Consider the following 22069-nt stretch of genomic DNA (forward strand, 5'->3'; position numbering starts at 1 on the left):
CCCCCGCCGATGCCACACCGCCGCCTGCGCCGGATCTGCCCTCACCGCAGCCTACGACCCAGGAATCCGCGCCGCAGCCAACCGCACAGCCGACGACTGCCCCCGCCCAACCCACCCAGGCGCCCGCCGTCCAGAGCACGGGCAGCGGCGTGCCCGCCACGGTCAATACGGGCGAGCTGTACGTGCGGCAGGGGCCGGGCACAGCCTACCCGACCGTCGGCACGCTGCACCAGGGCGATACCATCGACATCGTGGGGCGTAACGCGGACAGCAGTTGGTGGGCGATCAGCTACGAAAGCGGCACGGCATGGGTTTTCGCCGGGCTGACCGCGCCGCAGGGCGACGTAAGCGGCGTTCCGCTGGTGGCCGCACCCGCGCTGCAGTAACCCCATTCAGCAAACAATAACAGCAGAGGGGCGTTGCCGGAAAACACGGACAACGCCCCTATTTGTTTGTTCCCCCTCATCTACTGCTTCAGAACTGATACCCCAGGCCATCACCGAGGATCGCCGGATCGACCGGCGCGAAGGGCACGATCACCAGCAGATCGGGCGCGACGCGCGTCGCCGCATAGGGCACGCCGGACGCATCAAACGCCCGCTCGATGTGCGTATCCGTCTGGCCGGGCAGAATCACCTCGACGAATGCGACGCGATCCGCCTGCGCGATCTCGACCGGCACGTCGGGGAAACGCAGCAGCCCCTTCGCGGCGTAAATATCGTACCAGTCCGCCGCCAGAATGCGTTCATGTGTCTCGAACATCAACACATGCGCGACGCCCACATCTGTCCACACGGCAGTGATGCCCTGCCGATCCAGAAACGCAATCAGCGGCTCCAGCGTAACGGGCTGGCGCATGTAGTAAGGCGACGTAAAGGCCTTGACCGGATCGGCACGCACAGCACCAAGTAAATTCAACACGATCACGCTGGTCGCCACCGCCGCGCCGAGAGGCCGCATCCAGTGCCGCCAACGGGCCAGAGCGACGGCAGCCGCCGCTGCGCCAATGGGTATGACGCTGTGCAGGACCAGCAGGTAGCGCCCGGTCGCGTCGAAGCCGAAGGCGTTGATCGCCCGGTTACCCCATCCGCTCGCCACATAGATCACCGGGGCGCCGAGCGCAAACAGCGCCAGCAGCAGACGCGCCGGGCGCTGCGCCGCGTTCCACCTGCCGCGAACCACCCACAGCACGAGTAAAGCCGCGCCGCCCTCATAAACAGCTTGCAGCCACCAGATTGCGGGCCAGCTCAGCCGCCGCCACAAAGGATCGCCGCTGACGAGCCGGGGCCCAAGGTCGTTGACCATGTGATCGAGCACCTGGGCGGTCGTGGCATGAAACGTGTCGGGACCATCGAAGAAATAGCGGAAGGTCGCCAGCGGATGCTCGACGTTGTAGATCCAGAACGGTGCGCTGCCCGCGCCAAACGCGAGCGCCGCACCCAGCCACGCCCAACGCGGCACATCACGCCCGCGCCAGAACAGCACCACCGCGACCGGAAGCGCGTAAAAGGCGAACAACCACGAAAGCCAAAACGCAACCCCTGCGATCAGGCCCAGCAGCACTAACGCCCGCGCACGTTCCGGTGCCGATCGAGATCCATCCACGGCATAGGTTGTGGCGATAAGAGCCACATTGCCGAGCACGAGCGTTTCCGCTGTCGCGCCCCAGGTTTTCATGCCCACGATCAGCAGATACGGGGGGGCAAGCGCGGCCAGCAGCGCCGACAGCGCCCCTACCTGCCGCTCGAACACACGCTCACCCAACCACCCTGTCGCGCCCACATATGCGCCGGACAGCAGCCAGGGGAGCAGTTTCAGCGTGACGGCGTTTGCGCCAAACAGGTGAAAGAGGGGGATCGTGAGGTAGGATTCGAGCGCGCCGAGATAGGGCTGGCCAGGGTGAAACACGGGATACTCGCCCCGCATGATGCGCAGCACCTGCAGGCCGACCATACCCTCGTCGTAGTCGTAGCGCCACCCGGCATGAATCAACAGGGCCAGACGCAGCACCAGCCCGGCCAGCACACAGCCCAGAATCACAAACCGCGCACGGATGGCGCGGTCATGGGATGCCCTCTGCGCAAACGAGCGGCGCATGGGATCGATCAGGATGCAGGCTCGACAATAGCGAAGCGGGCGCTGCTGATCGGCGTCCCCGATTCACCGATGTACAGGCGAATCTCGTATTCGCCCGCCGGGAACCCGGTATCACTGCCGAAGAAGAAGTAGCTGCTGCCTTCCGTCTCCGATCCCCACAAATACGCGTTCCCGTCCACCAGATCACCGTCCCAGTACAACTCGCGTTTCCACAACACACCCTGCTCCATGCTGCGGAAATCCACGAACAGGTAGATACGCTTGACACCCGCCTCGAAGCTCGTCCGGGGATTGACCGGACCAAGCTGGTCGGAGATAGCGCTGTCCAGCGCGGTGATCTCAAGTGCGGCGTCCGGGCTGGGGGTAACGCTCGACACAACGGGAGTCACGTTGGGTGTATAGGTGGCAAACGGCGTGGGGAGCGGCGTTGTGAGCGGCGGCGTAGCGGTGATGATCACCACCACGGTAGGCACAGGCGTCGGCGTATCGACCGTTTCGGTAGGCTCGATAGGCTGCGATGGTACAGTCGCCTCACTATCGACCAGGGCAGTCGTGGGGAGCGGTTCCTGGCTGGGCGTCGCCGTCAGCTCGTCCTGCACATCCGCCGTGCGCGCGCCCGCGACAGCGGTCTCAACAGTCGGCGTAGACCCGGATTCTTCCCCAAACACCGACAGGAACACCGACGACACACAGGCCACGGCGCTCAAGACAAACAAAACGCCGCCCAGGACGAACAAGCGCCAGCCCCGCTGCCCGGCTTCGCGCCGCCGCCGCCAAAAAATGTCGGTGCGGCTGCGACGGAACAAGCGCAGCGCGATCAGCACCAGCAGCAGCGCCAGCACAAACAACGCGCCCGTTGCGTAAATTAAGATGTTTTGGAGCGACTCTGGCATAGCGGCCTACCTGTGTGCGGCTCGTGAGCCAGGCGAGATTATAGCACGGCGCATTGATGCACCGACAGGTTATATTTCACCATTTGAGACCGAATTTACACTGTATGACCATCCGAAAAATTCCTCGAACTCCGGCACGATCCACCCTTGCGCATTAAGCCGGGGTTCACTATAATGTTGGCACTTGCGGGTCGTTAGCTCAGTTGGATAGAGCGCGTCGTTGACATCGACGAGGTCAGAAGTTCGAGTCTTCTACGACCCACTGCCAGAGGCCACTCCGAAGAGTGGCCTCTGTGTTTTCCAGGCCTGACCACCCTTACTGATCGGGCGGCGCCGGGCACTCACGATCCCCGATTTCAACCACCAGGAACGACGCAATCCAGCCGTTAAACTCGGTCGCACCCACGCGGAACTTCACGCGATACCACAACTGCCCGTTATCGTCGTACCGCTGCTCCATCACCTGCATCGCCGTGCCGCGTGTCACGACCGTGATCTGCTGCGAGCTGGTTGTCGGGCGCTCGCGGATATACGCGCCATCGCGGTTAGCCGAAACGCGGCACAACGCTTCGGGCGTCGCGGTCAGGCTGGGCGTATAAGTCGCGGTCGGCGTCTCACTGGGGATGGGTGTATCGCTAGCCGTCGGCGTGACGCTGGGCGTATACGTTTCGGTCGGCGTGAGGCTGGGCGTCGGTGTCCAGGTATGCGTCGGCGTGAGGCTGGGTGTTGGCGTCCAGGTGTGCGTCGGCGTGACAGACGGCGTCAGCGTCGGTGTCGGCGTCACCGTCGATGTGGGTGTACTGGACGGCGTGAGCGTCGGCGTATCGGTCGGCGGATTTATGATTGGCCCCCACGCCGGGCGTGTCGCCAGGGCCACAGCCAGCAGCACGACGAGAATCACCACGCCGCTGACGCTCCACAACGCATAACGGCGGCGGCGCATGTTCCGCACGTTTTCTTCCAGCCGCAGGATCTCAGTACGACGCCCCAGAATGCGGAACGGTTCATCTTTGGTCACATCCAGCCAGCGCTGCGCCGTCGCCGGATCGTTCTGATCCAGCGCCGCCTCGACGCGCTCCAGGTGACGCGCCAGCAGGTCAGCTACGATCATGCGGTAGCGCGGGTCCTGCGCATAGGCGCGCAGCCCGGCCAACATCGTACGCGCCTGGGCCAGCTCGTTCTCGTAATTCTGTGCGATCAACGCGGAGGCACGCTCGATGATATGGCGCGCTTCGGCCATATCCGCTTCACCCTGCCGCGCCTTTTGCAGCATCGCGTTGATTTCGTCGTCCGCGGGAGCGAGCGCGGCGGCGGTTTCCAGGGCCTTCACCGCGTCGGTGGTCAGCCGCAGACGCTCATCGAGCACCGTAGCCGATTCGACGCGCGTCATTGCGCCCTGCGCCTGGCTGTACAACTGCGCGACGAGGTTATCGATCCGATCCTCGATTTCGCGCGACAGGCGGTTGAGCCGCTCGCTGCCGGGCATCATCTGGCGCAGCCCGGCGACCGTATTCAACAGTTCTTGCAGCAGTCTGGCGCGCTCGGCCAGGGAACCGCTCGCCATGTTCAACTGCACGGCAACCTGATCGAACTGTTTGCGCACCCGCCCCACCAGATCGATCCGGTCCTGCGCCATCGGATCGTTCGGTACGACACGCAGCGCCCCATCATATTTTTGCAGCGCGCCGTCCCAATCGTCCGCGGCCAGCAGGCGATCGCCTTCGGACAACAGTTCGCGCGCCAGCGCCAGATCCTGAATATCGAGCAGCGCCTGCTCGACGTCCTTCCAACTGGTGATGCCGGACCGTGCGGCCAGATCGCGCGCCTCACGGTAGAGGCGCTCCGCTTCGTCGTAGTTCCCAGCGCGCACCAGGGAGTTGGCGCGGTTATAAGCCACGCGTGCATCGAACGGAATGCGATGATCGGGCACGACGCCGCGCAGCAGGTTATCTTCAGCCTTCTGGCGATATTCCTGCGCCTGGGCGTTATCGGGATCTTCAGACAGGATGCGGTTCGAGAGATCGACCGCGCGCTGGTAATCGCCGGAATAGTACGCCTGCGTCACGTCCGAGAGCAGATCGCTCATTGCGCCGGAAAAAGAAGTCATGGAGCCAGTCGAAGAAGTGGACGATCTCGATCCGCCGTCCGGTGAGGGCGTTTGATCGAGCGCGGGCGTTGATGAGGGAGCCTGCGGCACAGGGGCGACCCCCAAGTCATAGCGGTCGAGCAGCCCTGTTACCTTGAGGTTTAACTGCGGGCTGCGCTCTGCAGCCTGATGCAGCAGTTCAAGCGTCTCGGCATTGTCGGGATCGTGTTCCAGCGCTTCGGCCAGAATATCCACGGCTTCGTCGATGTCGTCTTCGTCGCCCGCGATCTCGATCCGAATGCGCGCGCGGCGCAGCAGGCTGCGTACCGTGGCCGCCTCCGGCGACGCCGGGGCGCTGCGCCGTGCGAGTTCCGCGAACAGGTCGCGCGCCGCTTCTTCGTAGGGCGTATTTTTGCTTTGGGCCAGCAGCGTACGAGCCTCAGCTTCAAGCTGCGCCAGCTCACTGGCGGTCGCGCTGGACGGCAGCGCATCCAATTCACGACGCAGCGTATCAAGCTGTTGTTTGAGATCGGCCATAAGACTCTCCCAATTAAGTTGGACGTTGCCCTAAGGAATCACGCGGGCGTTCAATGCGTCGTTGATCTGGGCCAGCAGGCGGCGAAGCTCCGCTTCCACATCTTCGTTGATATCATCCAGGATCACCGCTTCCAGCAGGCTTTCACGCGCGCGGCGAAGCGCTTCTTGACCTTCTCGCAGTTCGGCCAGACCGAGCCGCATCCGGCTGCGCGCGTCGCGCAGCGCCGGGGACGTATGCTGGCCCGGCAGCTCCCACCCATGTCGCAGCGCCGCACGCTCCAGGCCCGTCACGAACGTGCGCACGTTCGGCATATCGCGCCGCGCACCCCGCTGTAACACGTCCTGGATCGCCTGGCTCAACGTGGGTTCCACGCCGAAATCCAGATCGTTCACGTCGGAATACCGGTGCTCGACTTCCGACTGGGACGCGGGCTGGGGCATCAATGTACCCTTCTGCGGCGACAGGCCGGTAAACACGGGATAGAGGATGCCGACACACAGATTATGGATATCCTGCATCAGTGACTGGTCAAGCGTGTGCGTACCCGCCTGGATCAACTGCGAGCTGTTGAGGTCGATCACGCGCAGCGTTTCGCCGTCCCAATAGACGTGTTCGAGCTTGTGATCGAGATAAACAATCGACTGCTCGTGCGCCACGCGCAAAAACTCCGCGAACTGCATCGCCAGATCGATACCCTCTTCGGTCGGAAGGCGGCGGCGGTTGTTCGGGGTGTTGGGCTTCATCTGGTAGAACAGGTTCTCGTGACGCGGGAGATTTTCCAGCGCCAGATAGGGGCGCCAGTTTTGCGCGATGTACGGGTAAAGGTGCTCACGAAAAGCCGCGACATCCGTGCCAAACGAGATGATGTCGCCGCCTTCGGGGCGCTCGCCATCGGCGGAGAGGTAGCCGCAATCCAAAAAACGGACCGTGGCCGGACTGCTCGCCATCTTGACGAGCAAATCCGCCTCGTTGATGAAAGCGCGCGCCTCCCAACGCGGCGCGCCATCTGCGCCCAGATGCTCGGGACGCATCACTTTAAACGCAACAGTCTCGTTGAGATCGAGGCTGTCGGCGTCGAGCACGCGGGCATAATGGCCGGGAGCAAACGTGTCGATCGTATTTCCAATGCGATACAGATTTTTCAGCGCTGTTTCTGATGCGCGCATACTGTCCCTTTCCAGACGTGTTTTTTGCCCCCTACCCGTCTACGCCGTACCAACTGCTATGGCAGCTCCCCACGCGGCACAGCATCGATGTTGAAGTCCGTTACGCGGACGACCACGTTCGGACCTGACGCATACAGAATCAAAGTCACTGGCTGCCCTTCGGCAAAGAGCATCACAGAATCCCCTAACAGCTTACCGTCCACGTAGAAACTGAAGGTCGTTTCGTTGGTGCGCCGGACCGACAGCTCGATCGGTCCCGCCTGGGCCGGAAGCTGCGTGCGTGACCGGAACTGCCCGGCCTGATTCAAGCCCAGGTCGATCACGTCCGCGCCCAACTGCACTTCACCGATCGTGCGCTGTTCCTGCGCATTCGCCAACCCGAGGCCAAACGCGATCGATCCGCCCGCCAGCGCTGCCGGGTCGGGACTTTGCAGCTCGAACGTCACATCCGCGCGCGCCAGCGAATTGGCTGTGCCTGCCCGGAACAGGGTGTTCAGCAGATCCGGCGTCAGGTCGATGCTGACCTCGCCACCGCTGCTTGCAGTCGAGAGCCGCCACACGCCATCGTCACCCGGAACCAGCGCGTCGTCGGACCACGTCTGGGCGGCGGAATCGATATTTTCCAGCACGTCCAGCACGCTGGTCGCGGGGCGCGAGGCGACGGAAATCGGCGTTGCGGTCACCGTTCCCACGGGCTGCGGCGTATCGGTCGGTGCAGGCGTCGCCGTAGGCGGCGGCTCGGTTGGAACCGGTGTGTTACTGGGTGCCGGGGTGGTCGGCAGGGTCGTTGGCGTCGCGGTATCCACGGCGGGCAGCGCGACTGCTTCCAGCGTGCGGGTCGGCACGGCTTCGGTGGGCGGCAGCGTCGTTTCTGTCGGGGGCAAATCGGTCGGCTCAGGCGTCGCGCTGGGCGCGGCAGCCACGCCAGCGGCGGGCACGGTCGGCTCGGTGGCCACATCGTCGCGGCCTACCGCGCGTGAAATCGCATACCCGACCGCGATCATCAGCACGACGGCGGCAATGGCAATGATCCAGTTCCAGGGCAGATCGTGATCTTCGGACGGCGCGGCGTCTCGTTCCGGCGCAGCCGCCTCCTCAACCGGAGCGGGCGCTTCCTTGGGCGGTTTGGCCCGCTTACGTCGCTTCGGCTGTGGCTCCTCGTCGTCGTAGAACGTGAGCGTCTCTTCGTCCAACAGGGTCGGTTCGGAGGTATCGGGCGCGGCTTCCGGCGTGACAGGTTCCGGCTCGTCCACCGGAAGCTCTTCTATCAGCCCTTCCCAATGCCGGAACAGCGGATAGGCCGGGTGCTTGGTGATGAACAGCGACGAAAAATGACGCCCAAACGCGGCCAGTTTTTCGCGGCGTGACTGGTCGGACGTATATGTGGCAAGCACGACGCGGTACATCTCATTCCACTGGCGGACCTGATGTGCGTACTCCACGCCAAGCGTCGCCGTGCTCAGATCCACGATCTTGCGGTGTGCCTCGGTTACGGCAGGATCGGGTTCCGGCTGCGGCGACATCGCGCGTTGGTCGATCACCATGCGCGCCTGCTGAAGCTCGGCGGCGCGGTCGCGCAGGCGCGTCACCCAGTCCACATAGGGCGCGATGTTCAGATTGCCCTTGCTGATTGCGATGTTGATCTGTTCCAGCGCCCGGTCGAGCGCGGCCCGTGCCGCGCCGAAATTTCCGTCCGACCAGTCGCGCAGTGCGTCGGCCACAGCCTGTACGGACTGCTCGGCCCCGGTCAGTAGTTCGCCGGCAAGCGGCTGGTTGACCGCGTGACGCAGTTCGTCCACATGTTCCGGGCCTTGTGGTGCGTTGAACGCCCGCTCGACGCTCTGCATCAGCCGGTAGCCCGTCACAGCGCGATCGAGCAGTTGGAAGGCGCGGTGCGTGCGCGCACCATCGAAGGCTTTGCTCGCCACATCGCGCCAGAACTCGGCCTCTTCGATCTCTGCCGTATTCAGCGCCAGCGCGCCGCGCAGCACGTAATGCAGGTAGAGCGCGCGCCACCCGGCGCTGCTGCTCTGGTGCATATAGGCCACGATGCCGCGCGACATGGTCCGCAGATATAGCGTAGTGCTGGGCATCTGCTCCGCGAAGGTGCGGCGCTCCTGTTCTTCGTCGGAGAGCAGCACCGAGAGCACGTTCGTTTCGGCGCGGTCGGTTACTTCGGAGTCGTGCAGGCCGTCGCCTTTAACCCACTGTTCGAGCAGCTCCCCCAAACGGCGCAAACGATCCGCCGCCAATTGTTCGCCGCTGGTCATCGCGGCATCATACGCCTGCTGGCCCAACGCTGCCGCACGCGCAGCATCCCCGGCATCCCAGGCTTTCCAGCCCTCGATCAGCGCATCGGCCAGCGGTCCATTCGGGCTGAAACGCTCCACGAAGGCCGCATCGGGAAGGCGCGAGGTGAGCGTGCCCATCCACGCTGCGACGTGCTCGTTATAGAGCCGCAGCAGATCCGCCGCGCCGTGCAGCTCATCGACCGTCGGCTGGCGGCGTCCCAATGCCAGATAATTCACCGCCGTGCGCCAGCCGCCCGCCGCGCGGTGCAGCGCGTTCACGGCACCCTGAAAAGCAGGATCGGCCAGATCGTCCAGGTAAGGCTGCAAAAAGGCCTGCACGTCCTCGAACCACCCTGCCAGATTCGCGCCATCGCCTTTCGGCTTGAATTGGCCGAGCGCTTCGATCGCTTGATGCACTTCGTCAAAATAATCGTGCAGGGCCTCAAAACTGACCGAGGTTGGATCGATAGCAGCGGCTTTGCGCAGCAGGTCGCCCGCGTGGCGCGGATCGCGGTAGACATACTCGCCTACCTCTTGCAGCCGCTCCACGATGTGATGCGCGGCGCGGCGTGCGCGAATGACCGATGCCAGCATACTTTCGCGCAGGTCGTCATCCCCAGCAGGCAGCGCTTCGAGCCGCTCCTCGGCCTGGGCCAACCGGCTTTCGACGTGCTGGTAAATCACCACCAGCCGCGTCAGGTTTTGCCCACCGCCGTGATCGAGCAGGTCCTCGATCTCATCGAGTGTCACCAACAGGTCACGGGCCTCCGGCATGTCCATCAGATCGCGGCGCAGGCGGACCAGATGCGGACGCAGCAGGTCGATGCCGGGCATGAGGGTCGCAAGCTGTTCGGCCAGCAGCCACTGCGCCTCCCCTGCCGGAGAGACACGATCCGCCTTCAGCAGCAGCGCCTGGGCAGCCGTCTCGCCGTCCCCGCGCAGCAGCGGATCGAGCGCATCCAGCAGGCCGTCGGGCGCGGCAGGCAGTTGCAGCCCGTCCAGCATCGCCGCCGCCGCAATCAGAAAGCGGATCAGCGGCTGGCTGTCTTTGGCGGCACGCGGCAGCAGATCTTGCAGCAGCCCGATCGCACGCGGCCAGTTGCCACTTTCGAGGTAAATCCGGATGGCGTCGAGATCGGCCTGGATTTCGATCTGGTTCAGATAGCCATAAATGTCGGCGGCGAGACTGCGGCTTTCCGGGTAACCAGGGTCCATATCGAGGGCCAACTGGAGCGCATCGGCCAGTTCTTCGAGTTCTTCCTGGCTGGCGGTCGGGCGGACGCGCTTGCGTACCCGGGCCACGATCTCGTCGCGCGATTTTTCCAGCGGCGCGCGGTGCTCGGCCAGGGCCTGACGCAAATCGTTGATGGTGCGGTAGCGGCGCTTGAGATCGGGATGCACGGCGCGCGACACGATGGTTTGCAGGCGCGCGGGCACGCGATCCGCATACGTGCCAAAGTTGACGAAAAAGCTCTCGTCCTCGCTGCCATCCGTCGCCAGACGGTTGCCGCCGGTCAGGATGAAATACAGCAGCTCCCCACACTGAAAAATATCGCTGGCCCGCGTCACCCCCGGCGACGCGCCGGGTTCATCCAAAAACACCGCGTTACCCCAGTCGATCACCTTCAACTGGTACATTTCGCGGTTCCAGAAAAGGTGCTTGGCGTCTACGTCGTTGTAGATCACGTCGTGCTCGTGGGCGAAAGCCAGCAGATCGAGCAGGCGATCCATGATCACGAGCGTCTCAAGCTCCGGCAGGAGCGCACTACGTGAGGCCAGATCCAGAACGAGATCTTCCACGATCTCACCCTGGGCCAGATCCATCACGATATACTCGTGCGTGTGCCCGCCGACACGGAACGTCCCGCTGCCGCGCAGCTCGGTCAGCACGGCATGACCGGAGAGCCGCTCAAGCGCCTGACGCTCGTTGCGGATGCTGACCTCCTGCCCGGCGCGCATCGGCGGCGCGTCCTGGGGCGCGGGCCGTTTGACGACCACCGGACGGTCATGATCGGCGGTATCGTACGCGCGCAGCGTCTCGCCGGAGCGACCCCGCGGGTAAATGTGATCGTAGCGATAGCGGTTATCAAACAGGCTTTCCGTACGGCGGCCTGACGCTCGTGCGGACATAGATGGCTCCTGACACCAGGCGGCAAAAAGAACTGCCATTTATTCAACGCGCCCTTATTGTACGCAGCCGGGCGTTGGAATACCAACCGGAAGCCATTCCGAAAATAACGCTTTCCATGCTACATTTAGGTTTAGAGCGGGTGCGGCAGTCTCCGCCGGAGCATCAGTGGCAAACCGGCGAGCGCTGTACGACATCATGCCGCCCGGGGAACCTCTCATGACAACCACTACATTCCGGTTTCACCTGTTTGGGGTGCTGCGGCTTCACAGCGGCGGCCAGCCGATAATCCTGCCCCCACAGCCTGCCGCCGTCTGCGCGTTTCTGGTCCTCAACCGGCAGCGGCGTATCACGCGGGAGGAGCTGCAAACGCTGTTCTGGCCGGACGCCGAGCCTGCCAAAGCACAGGAACGCCTGCGCCGCTCGCTCTACTTGCTGCGGCGTGCGCTGGAACCTCACGAGGACCTGATCGCGGCGGAAGGCACGGAGCTGGCGATCGCGCCGGACGTGGCGCTGTGGGTGGACGCGGAGGAGTTCGAGCGGCTGCTGCTGGACGCCCACCGCACCGAACCGCCCGATCGCGCACTGTTGGAGCGCGCCGTCGATCTGTACAAAGACGACCTGCTCAAGCAAATCTACGCTGACTGGGCGCTGCTCGAACGCGAGCACGCGCGCCAGCGGCTGCTGATCGCGCTGCGCCACCTGATCGGGCTGTGCCAGGACAGCGGCGACTGGCCTGCCGTGCTGACTTACGCGCACCGGCTGCTCGAACTGGACCCGCTGCAGGAAGTCGCGCATCGCGCGCTGATGACGGCACACGCGGCCACCGGCGATCGCAGCGCGGCGCTGCGCGTTTACCAGCAGTGCGTGAAGGCCCTCGATGAAGAGCTGGGGGCCGATCCGCTGCCGGAAACCACCGCGTTATACGAAGCGATCCGCGCGGGTGAAATGGTCAGCGCGATCCCGGTTACGCCGCCTGCGCCGCCGCCCGCCGCGAGCCAGGAGCTTCAGCAAGTGCCGCTCGTGGGGCGTGACGCGGAAATGGCCGAAATTGCGGCGGAGTGGCGCATCTGTCAGTCAGGACACAGCCGCCTGCTGTTGATCACCGGCCCGGCGGGCATGGGGAAATCGCGGCTGGTGCAAGAAGCCGCCGCGCGTCTGCCAGGAGCAGGCGTCACGCTCCTGACCGGAAGCTGCTACGCAATGGAGGCCGGAACGCCCTACCACATGATCGCGGAGGTGATGAACGCGGCCCTGCCACACCTGGACGAGCCGCTCGACCCCGTGACACGCGCCGACCTGATCCAGCTCGTGCCGTCGCTGCAAGCCAACGCGCGTGAATCGCAGGTGATCCGGCTGACCGCCGCGCCCGATACCGCCGTGCGGTTGCAAGAAGCGGTAACGACCGTGCTCCGGCGATTGGCTTCCACGGGGCGCGGGCTGTGGCTCATCGCGGAAGATCTGCACTGGGCCGACCCCGCCAGCCTCGCCTGCCTCAATCACGCCTTGCGGCGCTGCGCGGAACTGCCGTTCATGGTCCTGGCGACCCTGCGCGACGAGGAAGTCTCGTTCGACTCGCCGCTGCTGGACTGGCCGAGCAATTCAGTGCATGCCCCCGCGCCTACGACGCGTATCCAGCTTGGGCCGCTGCCGCCAGAGCGTGTACACGATCTGCTGGGGCAAATCACGGCAGGCAGTGACGCCGACCGGCTGATGGCCTTCCTGACCCGCGAAACGGCGGGAAACCCGTTTTTTATGGTCGAGACGCTGCGCGCGCTGCTGGAACAGGGCATTTTGCGGCGCGATGAACAGGGCATCCTGCACCTGTCAAACGGGATCCCGGTCGAAAGCGATGGGCTGCCGCTCTCGGGCGTGGTGCTGCAAACCATCCGGGGGCGCATCCGGCGGCTAACGCGCCCCGCGCAGGATTTGCTCACGGCGGCGGCAGTGCTGGAACACGACCTGGACGAGCGTCTGCTGGCCCAACTCGTCGATCCGACTTCCCCCGTCGATCTGGCGCTGGACGAAGTGCTGAACGCGCTGATCCTGGCGGAAACCGCCCCCGGACGCTACGAATTCACGCACATCAAGGTACGTGAGATCATCTATGCGGACACCAGCGCGCCGCGCCGCCGTTTTTTGCACCGTCGTGCCGGGGAAGCGCTGGCAGCCTCGACCGCGGCAGCCACGCTGCCCGAAACCGCGCAGCTTGCTTATCACTTCGGGCACGCGCACGAGTGGGCGCGGGCGCTGCTGTACGAATGGCGGGCGGCACGCACGGCGCAGTTGGCTGGGGCGATGGCCGAAGCAAACCGCTACGCCGAAAATGTACAGACCATCCTCGACCAGCACGGCCCCAACATCGACGCCGCGACCCTGCCGGAAGCACTGGACGCGATCCGGTTCGATATGCTGGCGCTGCGGGCGGAATTCCGGCGGCAGGCAGCGACGGGTGGCCTGTACTACCCGCCCGACCTGATCACCGCGATCGACGCGCTCGTGCCTGCGCTGGACGAGCCGCGACAGGCGCGTGCCGCGTTGCAGCAGGCGACACACCGGCTCGGCCAGGGCGATCTGGCCGGGGCGCAGGAAGCCGCCACGCGGGGCCACCAGATTTATACCCGCCTGGGCGATGGCTGGGGCCAGATGGACGCGCTGCAGCACGCAATCGAGATCGCGTATCGCTCCGGCGATATCGTGGCGATGCACGACCTTGTGAACGACATGCGTGCACTCAGCAAGCAGAACGATCTGCCTGAAATCAGGCAGGCGCTGGCTCAAACCGAGATGCGGCTGGCAGTCTATGCGGGGAACTGGATGGAAGTGCTCCGACTGGCAAAAACGCTCAGCACCCCATCACAGCTTGATCCGGCGATTGCGTGGCTGCCGCTGGCGAATCTGGGGCTGGCATACCTGAAGCTCGGCGCGTACGACGAGGCCGCCGATGTCGCTCAGGAAGCACGCCGCATCAGCGAGGAAACGGGCGTGCTAGGGCTTGGCGCGCGGGTGCTGCTGGCGCAGATCGAGCTAACGCGCAACCATCCGACCGCCGCGCGCGACATGCTGCGCGATCTGCTCGTCGCGCCGGACCCGCTGATCGGAGAGGTCGAGGTGGTGTCGCCCGCGCTGACGCTGGTGCGCTGCTGCGTCGCGCTGGGAGACGACGCCGAGGCGAAAAAATGGGCGGGCCGCGCCTCGCAGGCCATGAGCCGCGTGCGCCTGCCGATCCTGTACCCGCTGCCGCAGGTTGCGTGGGCTATCACGCATCTGGCCGCGGAACGGTACGAAGACGCCCTGCGCCGCCTGTCGTATCCGCTGGAATACATCATGCTGCTGGAGGATACGTCGCCACAGGAGATCTTCGCGCTGCGCGCCGCTGCCGCACACGGTTTGGGCGACGAAAGCACGGCGCAGGGATGGATAGCCGAGGCCCGCGCCGCGTTAGACAATCAGGCCGCTGAAATCGGCGACGACCGGTATCGCGCGTCGTTTTTGGAGCAGGTGAGCCTGCACGACTTCATCATGCGCGCCAGCGAGGGTGCGCCGTGGCAGCCACAGGATGCGCTCGCCCTACCCCAGACTGCCCATCGATCCTGACTTAAGGCTGTCGCCACGTCTCGACTTGCTGAGCTGCCGCCAGAACCAGCAGCAGCAAATGCCATAACCCATCGCGCACCGGCCCAATCTCGACATATTCATCCGGGCGGTGCGCGTATCCTCCCACACTGATGCCAACGGTCACCGTCGGCAGTCCCTTTGCCAGCAGCATATTGGCGTCCGTGCTGCCCGCGTCGAGAACCCCGCGTATGTTGACCGCCCGCAGCGCTGCCAGCGCCGTCTGCACCAGCGGATGCTCGGGATCGATCGCGCCAGCCGGACGGTTACCCACCACCTCGATCTCAAACGTCAGGTCACGTGTGCGCGTCGAGGTGACCGCGTTCAACACGGCCTGCTCCAACGCCTGGAGGCCCTCCGCCGTCTCGGAACGCATATCGAGGTAAAAGTGCGCGTTTGTCGCCAGGCTGTTGACCGAGCAGCCGCCTTCGATCAAGCCAACGTTATAGGTGGTGCGGGGCTTATCTGGGGGCTTCAAGGCCAGGATACGTCCACCGAGCGCGATCAGACCGTGGATTGCGCTCGGCGCGCCGAAGTGCAGCCAACTGTGACCGCCCGGCGCGTGGCAGGTGATCTTCAACCGGCGGACCGCAATCCCGGCGCGGTAGACCCGCCCCAAAGCCATGCCCTCGACCACGATCGCCGCGCCCAACTGGTCGTGAAGCCGGTGCCACGCCTCGCGGATACCGTCCAGGTTCCCCAGCCCTTCCTCTCGGCTGTTGGCAACAAACCAGATATCCGCGTCGGGCCGAATCTCGCGGCGGGCGAACAAATCAATCAAGACGAGCAGCCCGGCCACCGCAATGCTGTTATCGCCAATGCCGGGGCCGTACAGGCGCGCCCCTTCGCGGCGTGTGGTGAGATCCGTGCCGAGGCCGAACACGGTATCCAGATGCGCAGACAGCATCACCGCCGGGCGATCAGCCTGCTGCCCCGGCCAGCAGCCGTAGACGTTTAGCATCGAATCGATGGCAACGTCGCGCAGCCCGGCCTGCTCGAAACGCTGCCGGACATACTCGGCACGCTCATGCTCATGAAAAGTCGGGGCGGCAATCTGTTGGATGGCGACGGCTTCGGCAAGAACAGCCTCGGGATCAATGGCCTGCCGAAGATCCTGAAGCGCGGCGCTCTGGACAAGCTCTTGAATGATCCCGTTGGAAAAGTTCAAACCAGCCTCGCATTCTATCGAACATAGGCGGTCAATGACCGGAGATTGTGCTGTCTGTTCTACCCTAAAGCCCCGCGACTTACCAGCGCCGCCAGGGTGTGAAACAAGAATATCCCAAAATAAAGGTTAAGAGATGGGATCGCGTGGGATAAGCGTGGGAAAAATGCATATGCCGAGTGTTAAGAGATCTTAATGCACGAACTGAAAACGAGTTTTCTCCCCGAGCCAAACTGCGCGCGCCGCCATATATGGGTGTCTGGGTCGAAAAGCTGCCGCTATTTTTGGCTTTGGTGGGCAACAGAAGGCAATTAAGCTCCATGAATTCAGTTCCAAATGGGGCCAATTTGTAAAATTCTCCGAAATTTGAGTTGTCAGCCGCTCGCCAGTCACTATAATCACACCAGTAGTCAACGCATCCCTGCACCGGAACTGGGCCCTCCCACTGCTAACCGCTGGCACACGTCTCTGAGAGGATCGCATGAGGACACGAAAAATCCTCCTCATCGAAAATGCACGAGCCAACGGTGTCTCTTTTGCCGCGGCGCTGAAACGTAAATATCAAGTCCACATTGCACACTCGGGGAAGCAAGGCCTGATGGTGGCCCAGGTGACGCGTCCCGATGTGATCGTGGTGGACGCGGCATCGCTGCGCACTTCAGGCAACCGGATCTGTGCCCAACTTCGCGCAAAGCTGGGCAGTTTGCCGATCATCCAGATCCGCGCGGCAGAACCCGCCGCCAAAAAAGCGAAGCCCACCGGCAAGAAGGCCAAAAAAGACACGCCCGAAAGCGCGGCAGACGTCGAGCTGACGCTGCCGTTCACGGCGCGCAAGCTGATCAACCGCATCGAGCGGTTCGTGGTGCGCCCCGGCGGAGAACTGCTGGTGGTCGGGCCGTTCACCCTCAACCTGGAAAAACAAACCCTCACCGCGCCCTGGGCCGAAAAGAAGCTGACGCCCAAGCTCGTCACACTGATGGAACAGTTCATGCGCAACCCCAACCAGACGTTGGAACGGCGCGAGCTGATGCAGAAAGTGTGGAATACGGATTACATGGGCGATACGCGCACGCTCGACGTGCACATCCGCTGGATCAGGGATGTGGTCGAACCGGAACCGCGCAGCAACAAATACCTCAAGACGGTGCGCGGCGTAGGCTACCGCCTCGACGTGCCCGACGGCAGCACCCCGGCAGAAACCCCCAAGCCTGCTGCAACCCGGAAGAAAAAACAGGCCGCAGCCAGTTAGCAACCGGCCCGGCCCGCTTCTATAAACGACAAAACACCGCACATCCTCACGTATTGTTCTGCGAGGAATTTAAAACGCAAAAAGGCATCTCGCGCATCAGATGCCTTCGTGCTATCGGGCTGAGTAGCCGTCAGCGGTCGCTACTTCGACGCCTCAAGGCTGGCCAGAGCCTTCATGAGATGGCTCTTGTGGCGAGCAGCATTATTCGGATGCAGAATGCCCTTCACCGCGGCCTTATCCAGAGCGCGAACGGCCTGGACGGTTGCTTCGCGGGCCTGATCCACATTGCCTTCAGCAATGGCAGTACGGGCCTTCTTCATCTCCGTGCGCGTGCGCGAACGGAAAATGCGATTGTTGACGCGTTTCTTTTCGTTGGAGCGAATCCGCTTCAGAGCAGACTTATGATTAGCCACCTAAGTCTCCAGTCTTCCTCAACTTCTTTCCATGAGACGTGCGGCATTGTACCAAAACCACCGCCCTTTGTCCAGAGCTATCTCAGCCCGGCGTCTCATCACCGGACTGCACCCGCAGCGCGGCGCTCTCTTCGGCCAGCTCGGACAGGAACCACTGTTCCGCCGTGGTCAACTCCGCCTTGAGCAGCATATCGGGGCGGCGCTGCCACGTGCGCCGGATCGCTTCGCGCCGCCGCCACACGTCCACCGCGCCGTGATTGCCGTCGAGCAGCACGTCCGGCACGGTCAGGCCGCGATACTCCGCCGGGCGCGTATAGTGGGGATACTCGATCAGACCCATCGCGTGCGAATCCTCGTCCGCGGCCCAGCGAGCACCCAGCACGCCGGGGATTAAACGCGACACGGCGTCCACGATCATCATGGCGGGCAGCTCACCCCCGGTCAATACGAAATCGCCAATGCTGATCTCGTCCGTCACGGCAAGCTGGCGCACACGCTCGTCCACACCCTCGTACCGCCCGCACACCAGAATCAAGCGCGGGTGCGTGACGAGTTCCTGCGCGACACGCTGGTTGAATACGCGACCCTGAGGCGTCATGAGGATCACCGGGGACGCGAGATCGTCACCACGCACATTTTCAATGGCCTCGATCATAGGGCCGGGCATCATGACCATGCCCCCGCCCCCGCCGTACGGGGTATCATCCACCGTGCGATGTTTGTCGGTGGTATAATCACGAATATTATGAAGCCGGATGTCGATCAGCCCTTTTTCGCGCGCGAGCTTTATTATGCTCTCGGTGAACGGGCCTTCGAACATCTCGGGAAACAGCGTCAATATATCTATGCGCATCGCGGTCGCTTCCTCCTGATCCCCTACTGTGCGACATCGTACCACAGGGCCTCACGGAAAGCGATGCCGCCCTCTCCGGTCAAGATGGACTCTGACAACCATGAGCGAATCCATTGACTTTTTGGTGACAAATATCGGCCAGCTATGCACCGTGCCCGCCCACGATGGCGGCCCCCAGCGCGGACACCGGCTCGGGGATCTGGGACTGCGCGAGCATGCCGCGATCGCCGCGCATGAGGGCATCATCATCGAGGTTGGTGACAGCATCGATCTGGCCGCGCGTTACAGCGCCACGCATCAGATCGATGCGGAAGGCAGACTCGTGACGCCAGGCCTGGTCGATCCGCATACGCACGTGCTGTGGGCGGGCGACCGCGCCGACGAGTTCGAGCGGCGCATCGCCGGGGCGACATACCAGCAGATCATGGCCGAGGGCGGCGGGATCAACCGCACAATGCTCGCCACGCGCCACGCCTCGATCCACCAACTGATCGATGAGACCAAACCGCGCCTCAATGCAATGCTGGCGCACGGATCGACCACGATCGAATGCAAAACCGGGTACGGACTGAATACGCCGTCCGAGATCGCCATGCTCACGGCGATCGCGCTGCTCGACATGGAGCATCCCGCCGAGCTGGCGGCCACGTTCCTCGGCGCGCACGCCATCCCGCCGGAATATGCGGACGATCCCGACGGGTACGTGACGCTGATCTGTGACGAGATGCTGCCCGCCGTCGTCCAGTGGCGGGACGAGCACTGGCCCGGCACGCTTTTCTGCGACGTCTTCTGCGAGGTGGGCGCGTTCGACCTGGACCAGACGCGGCGCATTCTGGAAGCCGCCAAAGCGCACGGTCTGGGGCTGAAAGTCCACATCGACGAATTCGAGTCGCTGGGCGCGGGGCGGCTGGCGGCGGAACTGGGCGCGATCTCGGTCGATCATGTGGTCGTCACATCGGACGATGACATCGAGGCAATCGCGCAGTCGGACACGATCGCAGTGGCGCTGCCGCCCACGCCTTTTGGCCTGGGCCTGCCCCACTACACCCCGGCGCGGCGATTCATCGACGCGGGAGCCGCGCTCGCCATCGCTACGGACTGCAACCCAGGCACGGGCTGGAACGAAAGCATGCAGTTCGTGATGGCGCTGGCCGCACGCTACTTACACCTGACTCCCGCCGAAGCGCTGGCCGCGGCCACCATCAACGCGGCGTTTGCCATCGACCGGGCCGATCATGTCGGCAGCATCGAGGTGGGCAAACAGGCCGACGTCGTCATTTGGAACGTGCCATCGTACCCATTTCTCAGCTACCGGTTCGGCAGCAATCTGGCGCATACCGTGATCAAACGCGGGCACATCGCCCACAGCGCCGACTGGCGCGCCCTGCTGGCCTGGATGGGATAAGATAGTGTGTAACACGCCGTAATTCGTGAAATTGACTGAACGAAACAGGCAAATACCGAGTACAATAAACACAGACACTTCACAGCAACGGGTAGAGTCTTATGGATGACGACCTGCTGGTACGCCGAGCACAAGAAGGCGACGACCGCGCTGCGCGCCAGTTATTCGATGTTTACCAACTGCGAACCTTCCGGCTTGCGCTGGGCCTGTTGGGCGATTCCTCTGATGCGGAAGAGGTCGCGCAGGATGCGCTGACCTATGCACTGCTGAACATCCACAACTACAATGCCGACCTGAGCAGCTTCAGCACGTGGCTCCACACGATCACGGTTAGCCGCTCGCGCGATAAGCGGCGGCGCAAGATCCTGCCCAGCATCCCCCTGGCCCACTGGCTCGGCCTCGGCCACCAGATCCGCGATCATACGCCCGGTCCCGAAAGTTACTATCTGCGACAGGAAGCCGAATCGGGCCTGCTGTCTGCCCTCGACCAGCTCAGTCCCAAACTCCGCGAAGCAATCGTGTTACGCTTTTACGCCGATTGCACGTATAAGGAGATGGGAGACATCATGGGCTGCTCCCTGAACACGGCGCGCTCACGGCTGCGCCTGGCAATTGACAAATTGCGTGCTCAATTGGGAGAAGAACAGGTTCGATGGCTGGCAGCGGAAAACATCCGGTAGAGCAAATTCACTACGACGAGATTACCCTTCAAGAGTACAGCCTCGGCCAGCTTCTGCCGGAAGAAGATGAGATTATTCGCGCGCATCTGGCGACCTGCGCGACCTGCCGCGCCCACGCCGAGGCAGTCGCCGCCGTCGCGCGCCGCGTGCAGCGCGATCTGCACAACACACTCGATAACGCCACCCCTTCCGCCCGCCTGAACTTCGACGCCATCAAAGCGGAATGGCACAAGCCGCCGCGCCGCACCTCGTTCCTGTATCGACTGCAAGAAATCGTCCCGGCAGGCCCGGCAGTGATACTGCTGAGCGTGCTGGCGCTCGTTTTTCTGCTGTTCATGCCGTCCAGCGGCACCGTCGCGCTGCGCAGCCTCGAACTGCCGGGCGGCTACGACGGTCCGCCCGCGATAGTCGCAGCGGGCACGGATTACGGGCTGGTGCTGATCCGCCTGTCGGAAAACGAAGTCAAGCCGGTGGCACGGCTGGCCTACCTGACCCGCCCGCGCAACATCCAGTTTTCGACGGATGGGCAGTGGGTCGCTGTCGGTCAGGGCAGCACGCTGCACATCATCGCCACGCAAGACGAAACGGTGCACGCGCGCATCGACATTACGGACGGCGCGGGCTGGGCATGGTCGCCGGACGGAGCGGTGCTTGCTTATACGGACGGATGGGGACGGCTTGCCTTGTTCGAGGCTGCCGCGCAGAGCAGCCGCGAGATGGTGCCCGCTGACGAAGGCGCGGCGAACGTCCCGATCTGGTCGCAGGATGGCAGCGCCATCGCTTACGCGTCTGGCGACAGCCTGTGGCGGCTCGATCCGGCGACGGGCTATCGCAGCGAGCTGGTGCGCAACCCCGCCCCGGACAGCGTACTGCTCGTGCCTGCGGCGTGGTCCACGGACGGAACCGTGCTGCTCGCGTGGGATCAGGTGGCCGCGGCGCGCGGGGCCAGCCCGGCGCTTTACCGCGTCGATGTGCTGGCGCACCGGCTGGAGCAGATCCCCGGCAGCACGCTAGCTCAGGGCGATAACCTCGCGTGGCCGCTCAGCACACAGGAACGCGTGCTCACGGCGCAGGATAACCGGCTGGTGCTCGTCAACGTGATCGACGGGCAGCAGCAAACCGTGCCCGCGCAGATTCCGCGTCCCGCCGCGCTTGATTGGGCGCCCAACGGCGCGTGGGCGGCGACGATCGTGCCGGGCGCGCCGGGCGGCGAAGGACTCTATCTGTATGCGCCGCAAGATGGGGAATTGAAGCCGGTCGCCCTGCCGGGGGATGCGTCCGAGCAGGACGTCATTTGGGCGGGCCCCGAGCACCTGTTTGTCATCCGCCAGACGGACGGCGGCGCGAGTGAATTATGGTCCGTGCCGCTCACCAACGGCGACGATCCGGCGCGTATCCTGACCAACGCCCGCCAGCCCGAAACGGGCACGCTCGGCGGCTGGCAGTGGGATAATGTGCTGGCCGTGCGGCGATTGCCCGCCTCGTAACCA

At 63.8% G+C, this 22069-nt stretch carries 14 protein-coding genes and 1 tRNA gene; 7 read left to right on the forward strand and 8 right to left on the reverse strand.

Going from position 1 to position 22069, the window contains the following annotated elements:
* Positions 1–386, forward strand: a 386-nt coding sequence (locus V7116_RS02295) for an SH3 domain-containing protein (protein WP_324390002.1), incomplete at its 5' end; no start/stop codon positions are given.
* An 88-nt stretch (positions 387–474) separates the two neighbouring features.
* Here the strand turns inward: V7116_RS02295 and V7116_RS02300 are convergent.
* Both V7116_RS02300 and V7116_RS02305 read right to left on the reverse strand, forming a co-directional pair.
* A complete protein-coding gene (locus V7116_RS02300) occupies positions 475–2097 on the reverse strand; it encodes a hypothetical protein (RefSeq protein ID WP_324390004.1) in 1623 nt (540 codons plus the stop codon).
* Positions 2098–2105: 8 nt separating this feature from the next.
* Positions 2106–2990: a hypothetical protein gene (locus V7116_RS02305; RefSeq protein WP_324390006.1), complete on the reverse strand. Its 885-nt coding sequence runs from the start codon at positions 2988–2990 to the stop codon at positions 2106–2108.
* Positions 2991–3178: 188 nt separating this feature from the next.
* On the opposite strand from V7116_RS02305, the gene V7116_RS02310 reads away from it, so the two are divergent.
* A tRNA-Val gene (locus V7116_RS02310) sits at positions 3179–3252 on the forward strand.
* Positions 3253–3306: 54 nt separating this feature from the next.
* Here V7116_RS02310 and V7116_RS02315 read toward each other — a convergent pair.
* From V7116_RS02315 to V7116_RS02325, 3 genes are read right to left on the reverse strand one after another with little or no spacing between them, the layout of a single operon-like run.
* Positions 3307–5613, reverse strand: coding sequence for an SH3 domain-containing protein (locus V7116_RS02315; protein WP_324390008.1), 2307 nt, complete (start codon positions 5611–5613; stop codon positions 3307–3309).
* 30 nt (positions 5614–5643) lie between these two features.
* Complete coding sequence (locus V7116_RS02320) at positions 5644–6780, reverse strand: hypothetical protein (RefSeq protein WP_324390009.1); 1137 nt, start codon at positions 6778–6780, stop codon at positions 5644–5646.
* Positions 6781–6836: 56 nt separating this feature from the next.
* Positions 6837–11201 (reverse strand): protein kinase domain-containing protein, encoded by a 4365-nt coding sequence (locus V7116_RS02325; RefSeq protein ID WP_324390011.1) that lies wholly within the window; start codon positions 11199–11201, stop codon positions 6837–6839.
* A gap of 217 nt (positions 11202–11418) precedes the next feature.
* On the opposite strand from V7116_RS02325, the gene V7116_RS02330 reads away from it, so the two are divergent.
* Entirely contained in the window at positions 11419–14796 is a 3378-nt protein-coding gene (locus tag V7116_RS02330; RefSeq protein ID WP_324390013.1) for an ATP-binding protein, read from the forward strand.
* 1 nt (position 14797) lies between these two features.
* On the opposite strand, the gene V7116_RS02335 is transcribed toward V7116_RS02330, so the two are convergent.
* Entirely contained in the window at positions 14798–15982 is a 1185-nt protein-coding gene (locus V7116_RS02335; protein WP_324390015.1) for a M20/M25/M40 family metallo-hydrolase, read from the reverse strand.
* Between the two features lie 607 nt (positions 15983–16589).
* On the opposite strand from V7116_RS02335, the gene V7116_RS02340 reads away from it, so the two are divergent.
* Entirely contained in the window at positions 16590–17228 is a 639-nt protein-coding gene (locus tag V7116_RS02340; protein ID WP_324390017.1) for a winged helix-turn-helix transcriptional regulator, read from the forward strand.
* Between the two features lie 140 nt (positions 17229–17368).
* Here the strand turns inward: V7116_RS02340 and rpsT are convergent, their stop codons facing one another.
* On the reverse strand, positions 17369–17641 hold the full coding sequence (rpsT, locus tag V7116_RS02345; RefSeq protein ID WP_324390019.1) for a 30S ribosomal protein S20: 273 nt from the start codon (positions 17639–17641) through the stop codon (positions 17369–17371).
* Between the two features lie 82 nt (positions 17642–17723).
* On the reverse strand, positions 17724–18494 hold the full coding sequence (gene trmD, locus V7116_RS02350; RefSeq protein ID WP_324390021.1) for a tRNA (guanosine(37)-N1)-methyltransferase TrmD: 771 nt from the start codon (positions 18492–18494) through the stop codon (positions 17724–17726).
* A gap of 100 nt (positions 18495–18594) precedes the next feature.
* Here trmD and hutI point away from each other — a divergent pair, with 100 nt between their 5' ends.
* The 3 genes from hutI to V7116_RS02365 all read left to right on the forward strand — a co-directional run bounded on the left by hutI (position 18595) and on the right by V7116_RS02365 (position 22066).
* Positions 18595–19899, forward strand: a complete 1305-nt coding sequence (hutI, locus tag V7116_RS02355; RefSeq protein WP_324390023.1) for an imidazolonepropionase — start codon at positions 18595–18597, stop codon at positions 19897–19899.
* 101 nt (positions 19900–20000) lie between these two features.
* Positions 20001–20579, forward strand: coding sequence for an RNA polymerase sigma factor (locus V7116_RS02360; RefSeq protein WP_324390025.1), 579 nt, complete (start codon positions 20001–20003; stop codon positions 20577–20579).
* Positions 20552–22066 carry a hypothetical protein gene (locus tag V7116_RS02365; protein WP_324390027.1) on the forward strand — a complete coding sequence of 505 codons (1515 nt, stop codon included), beginning with the start codon at positions 20552–20554 and terminating at the stop codon, positions 22064–22066. Before V7116_RS02360 ends, V7116_RS02365 begins: the two co-directional genes overlap by 28 nt.
* Positions 22067–22069 lie beyond the last annotated feature (3 nt).

This window comes from Aggregatilinea sp., from assembly GCF_036822615.1.
GTDB lineage: Bacteria > Chloroflexota > Anaerolineae > Aggregatilineales > Aggregatilineaceae > Aggregatilinea.

Coding starts and splice junctions, on each gene's coding strand:
- V7116_RS02360 (WP_324390025.1), top strand. CDS start 20,001: ATGGATGACGACCTGCTGGTACGCCGAGCACAAGAAGGCGACGACCGC.
- trmD (WP_324390021.1), bottom strand. CDS start 18,494: ATGCGCATAGATATATTGACGCTGTTTCCCGAGATGTTCGAAGGCCCG.
- V7116_RS02325 (WP_324390011.1), bottom strand. CDS start 11,201: ATGTCCGCACGAGCGTCAGGCCGCCGTACGGAAAGCCTGTTTGATAAC.
- V7116_RS02365 (WP_324390027.1), top strand. CDS start 20,552: ATGGCTGGCAGCGGAAAACATCCGGTAGAGCAAATTCACTACGACGAG.
- V7116_RS02305 (WP_324390006.1), bottom strand. CDS start 2,990: ATGCCAGAGTCGCTCCAAAACATCTTAATTTACGCAACGGGCGCGTTG.
- V7116_RS02315 (WP_324390008.1), bottom strand. CDS start 5,613: ATGGCCGATCTCAAACAACAGCTTGATACGCTGCGTCGTGAATTGGAT.
- V7116_RS02300 (WP_324390004.1), bottom strand. CDS start 2,097: ATGCGCCGCTCGTTTGCGCAGAGGGCATCCCATGACCGCGCCATCCGT.
- hutI (WP_324390023.1), top strand. CDS start 18,595: ATGAGCGAATCCATTGACTTTTTGGTGACAAATATCGGCCAGCTATGC.
- V7116_RS02330 (WP_324390013.1), top strand. CDS start 11,419: ATGACAACCACTACATTCCGGTTTCACCTGTTTGGGGTGCTGCGGCTT.
- V7116_RS02320 (WP_324390009.1), bottom strand. CDS start 6,780: ATGCGCGCATCAGAAACAGCGCTGAAAAATCTGTATCGCATTGGAAAT.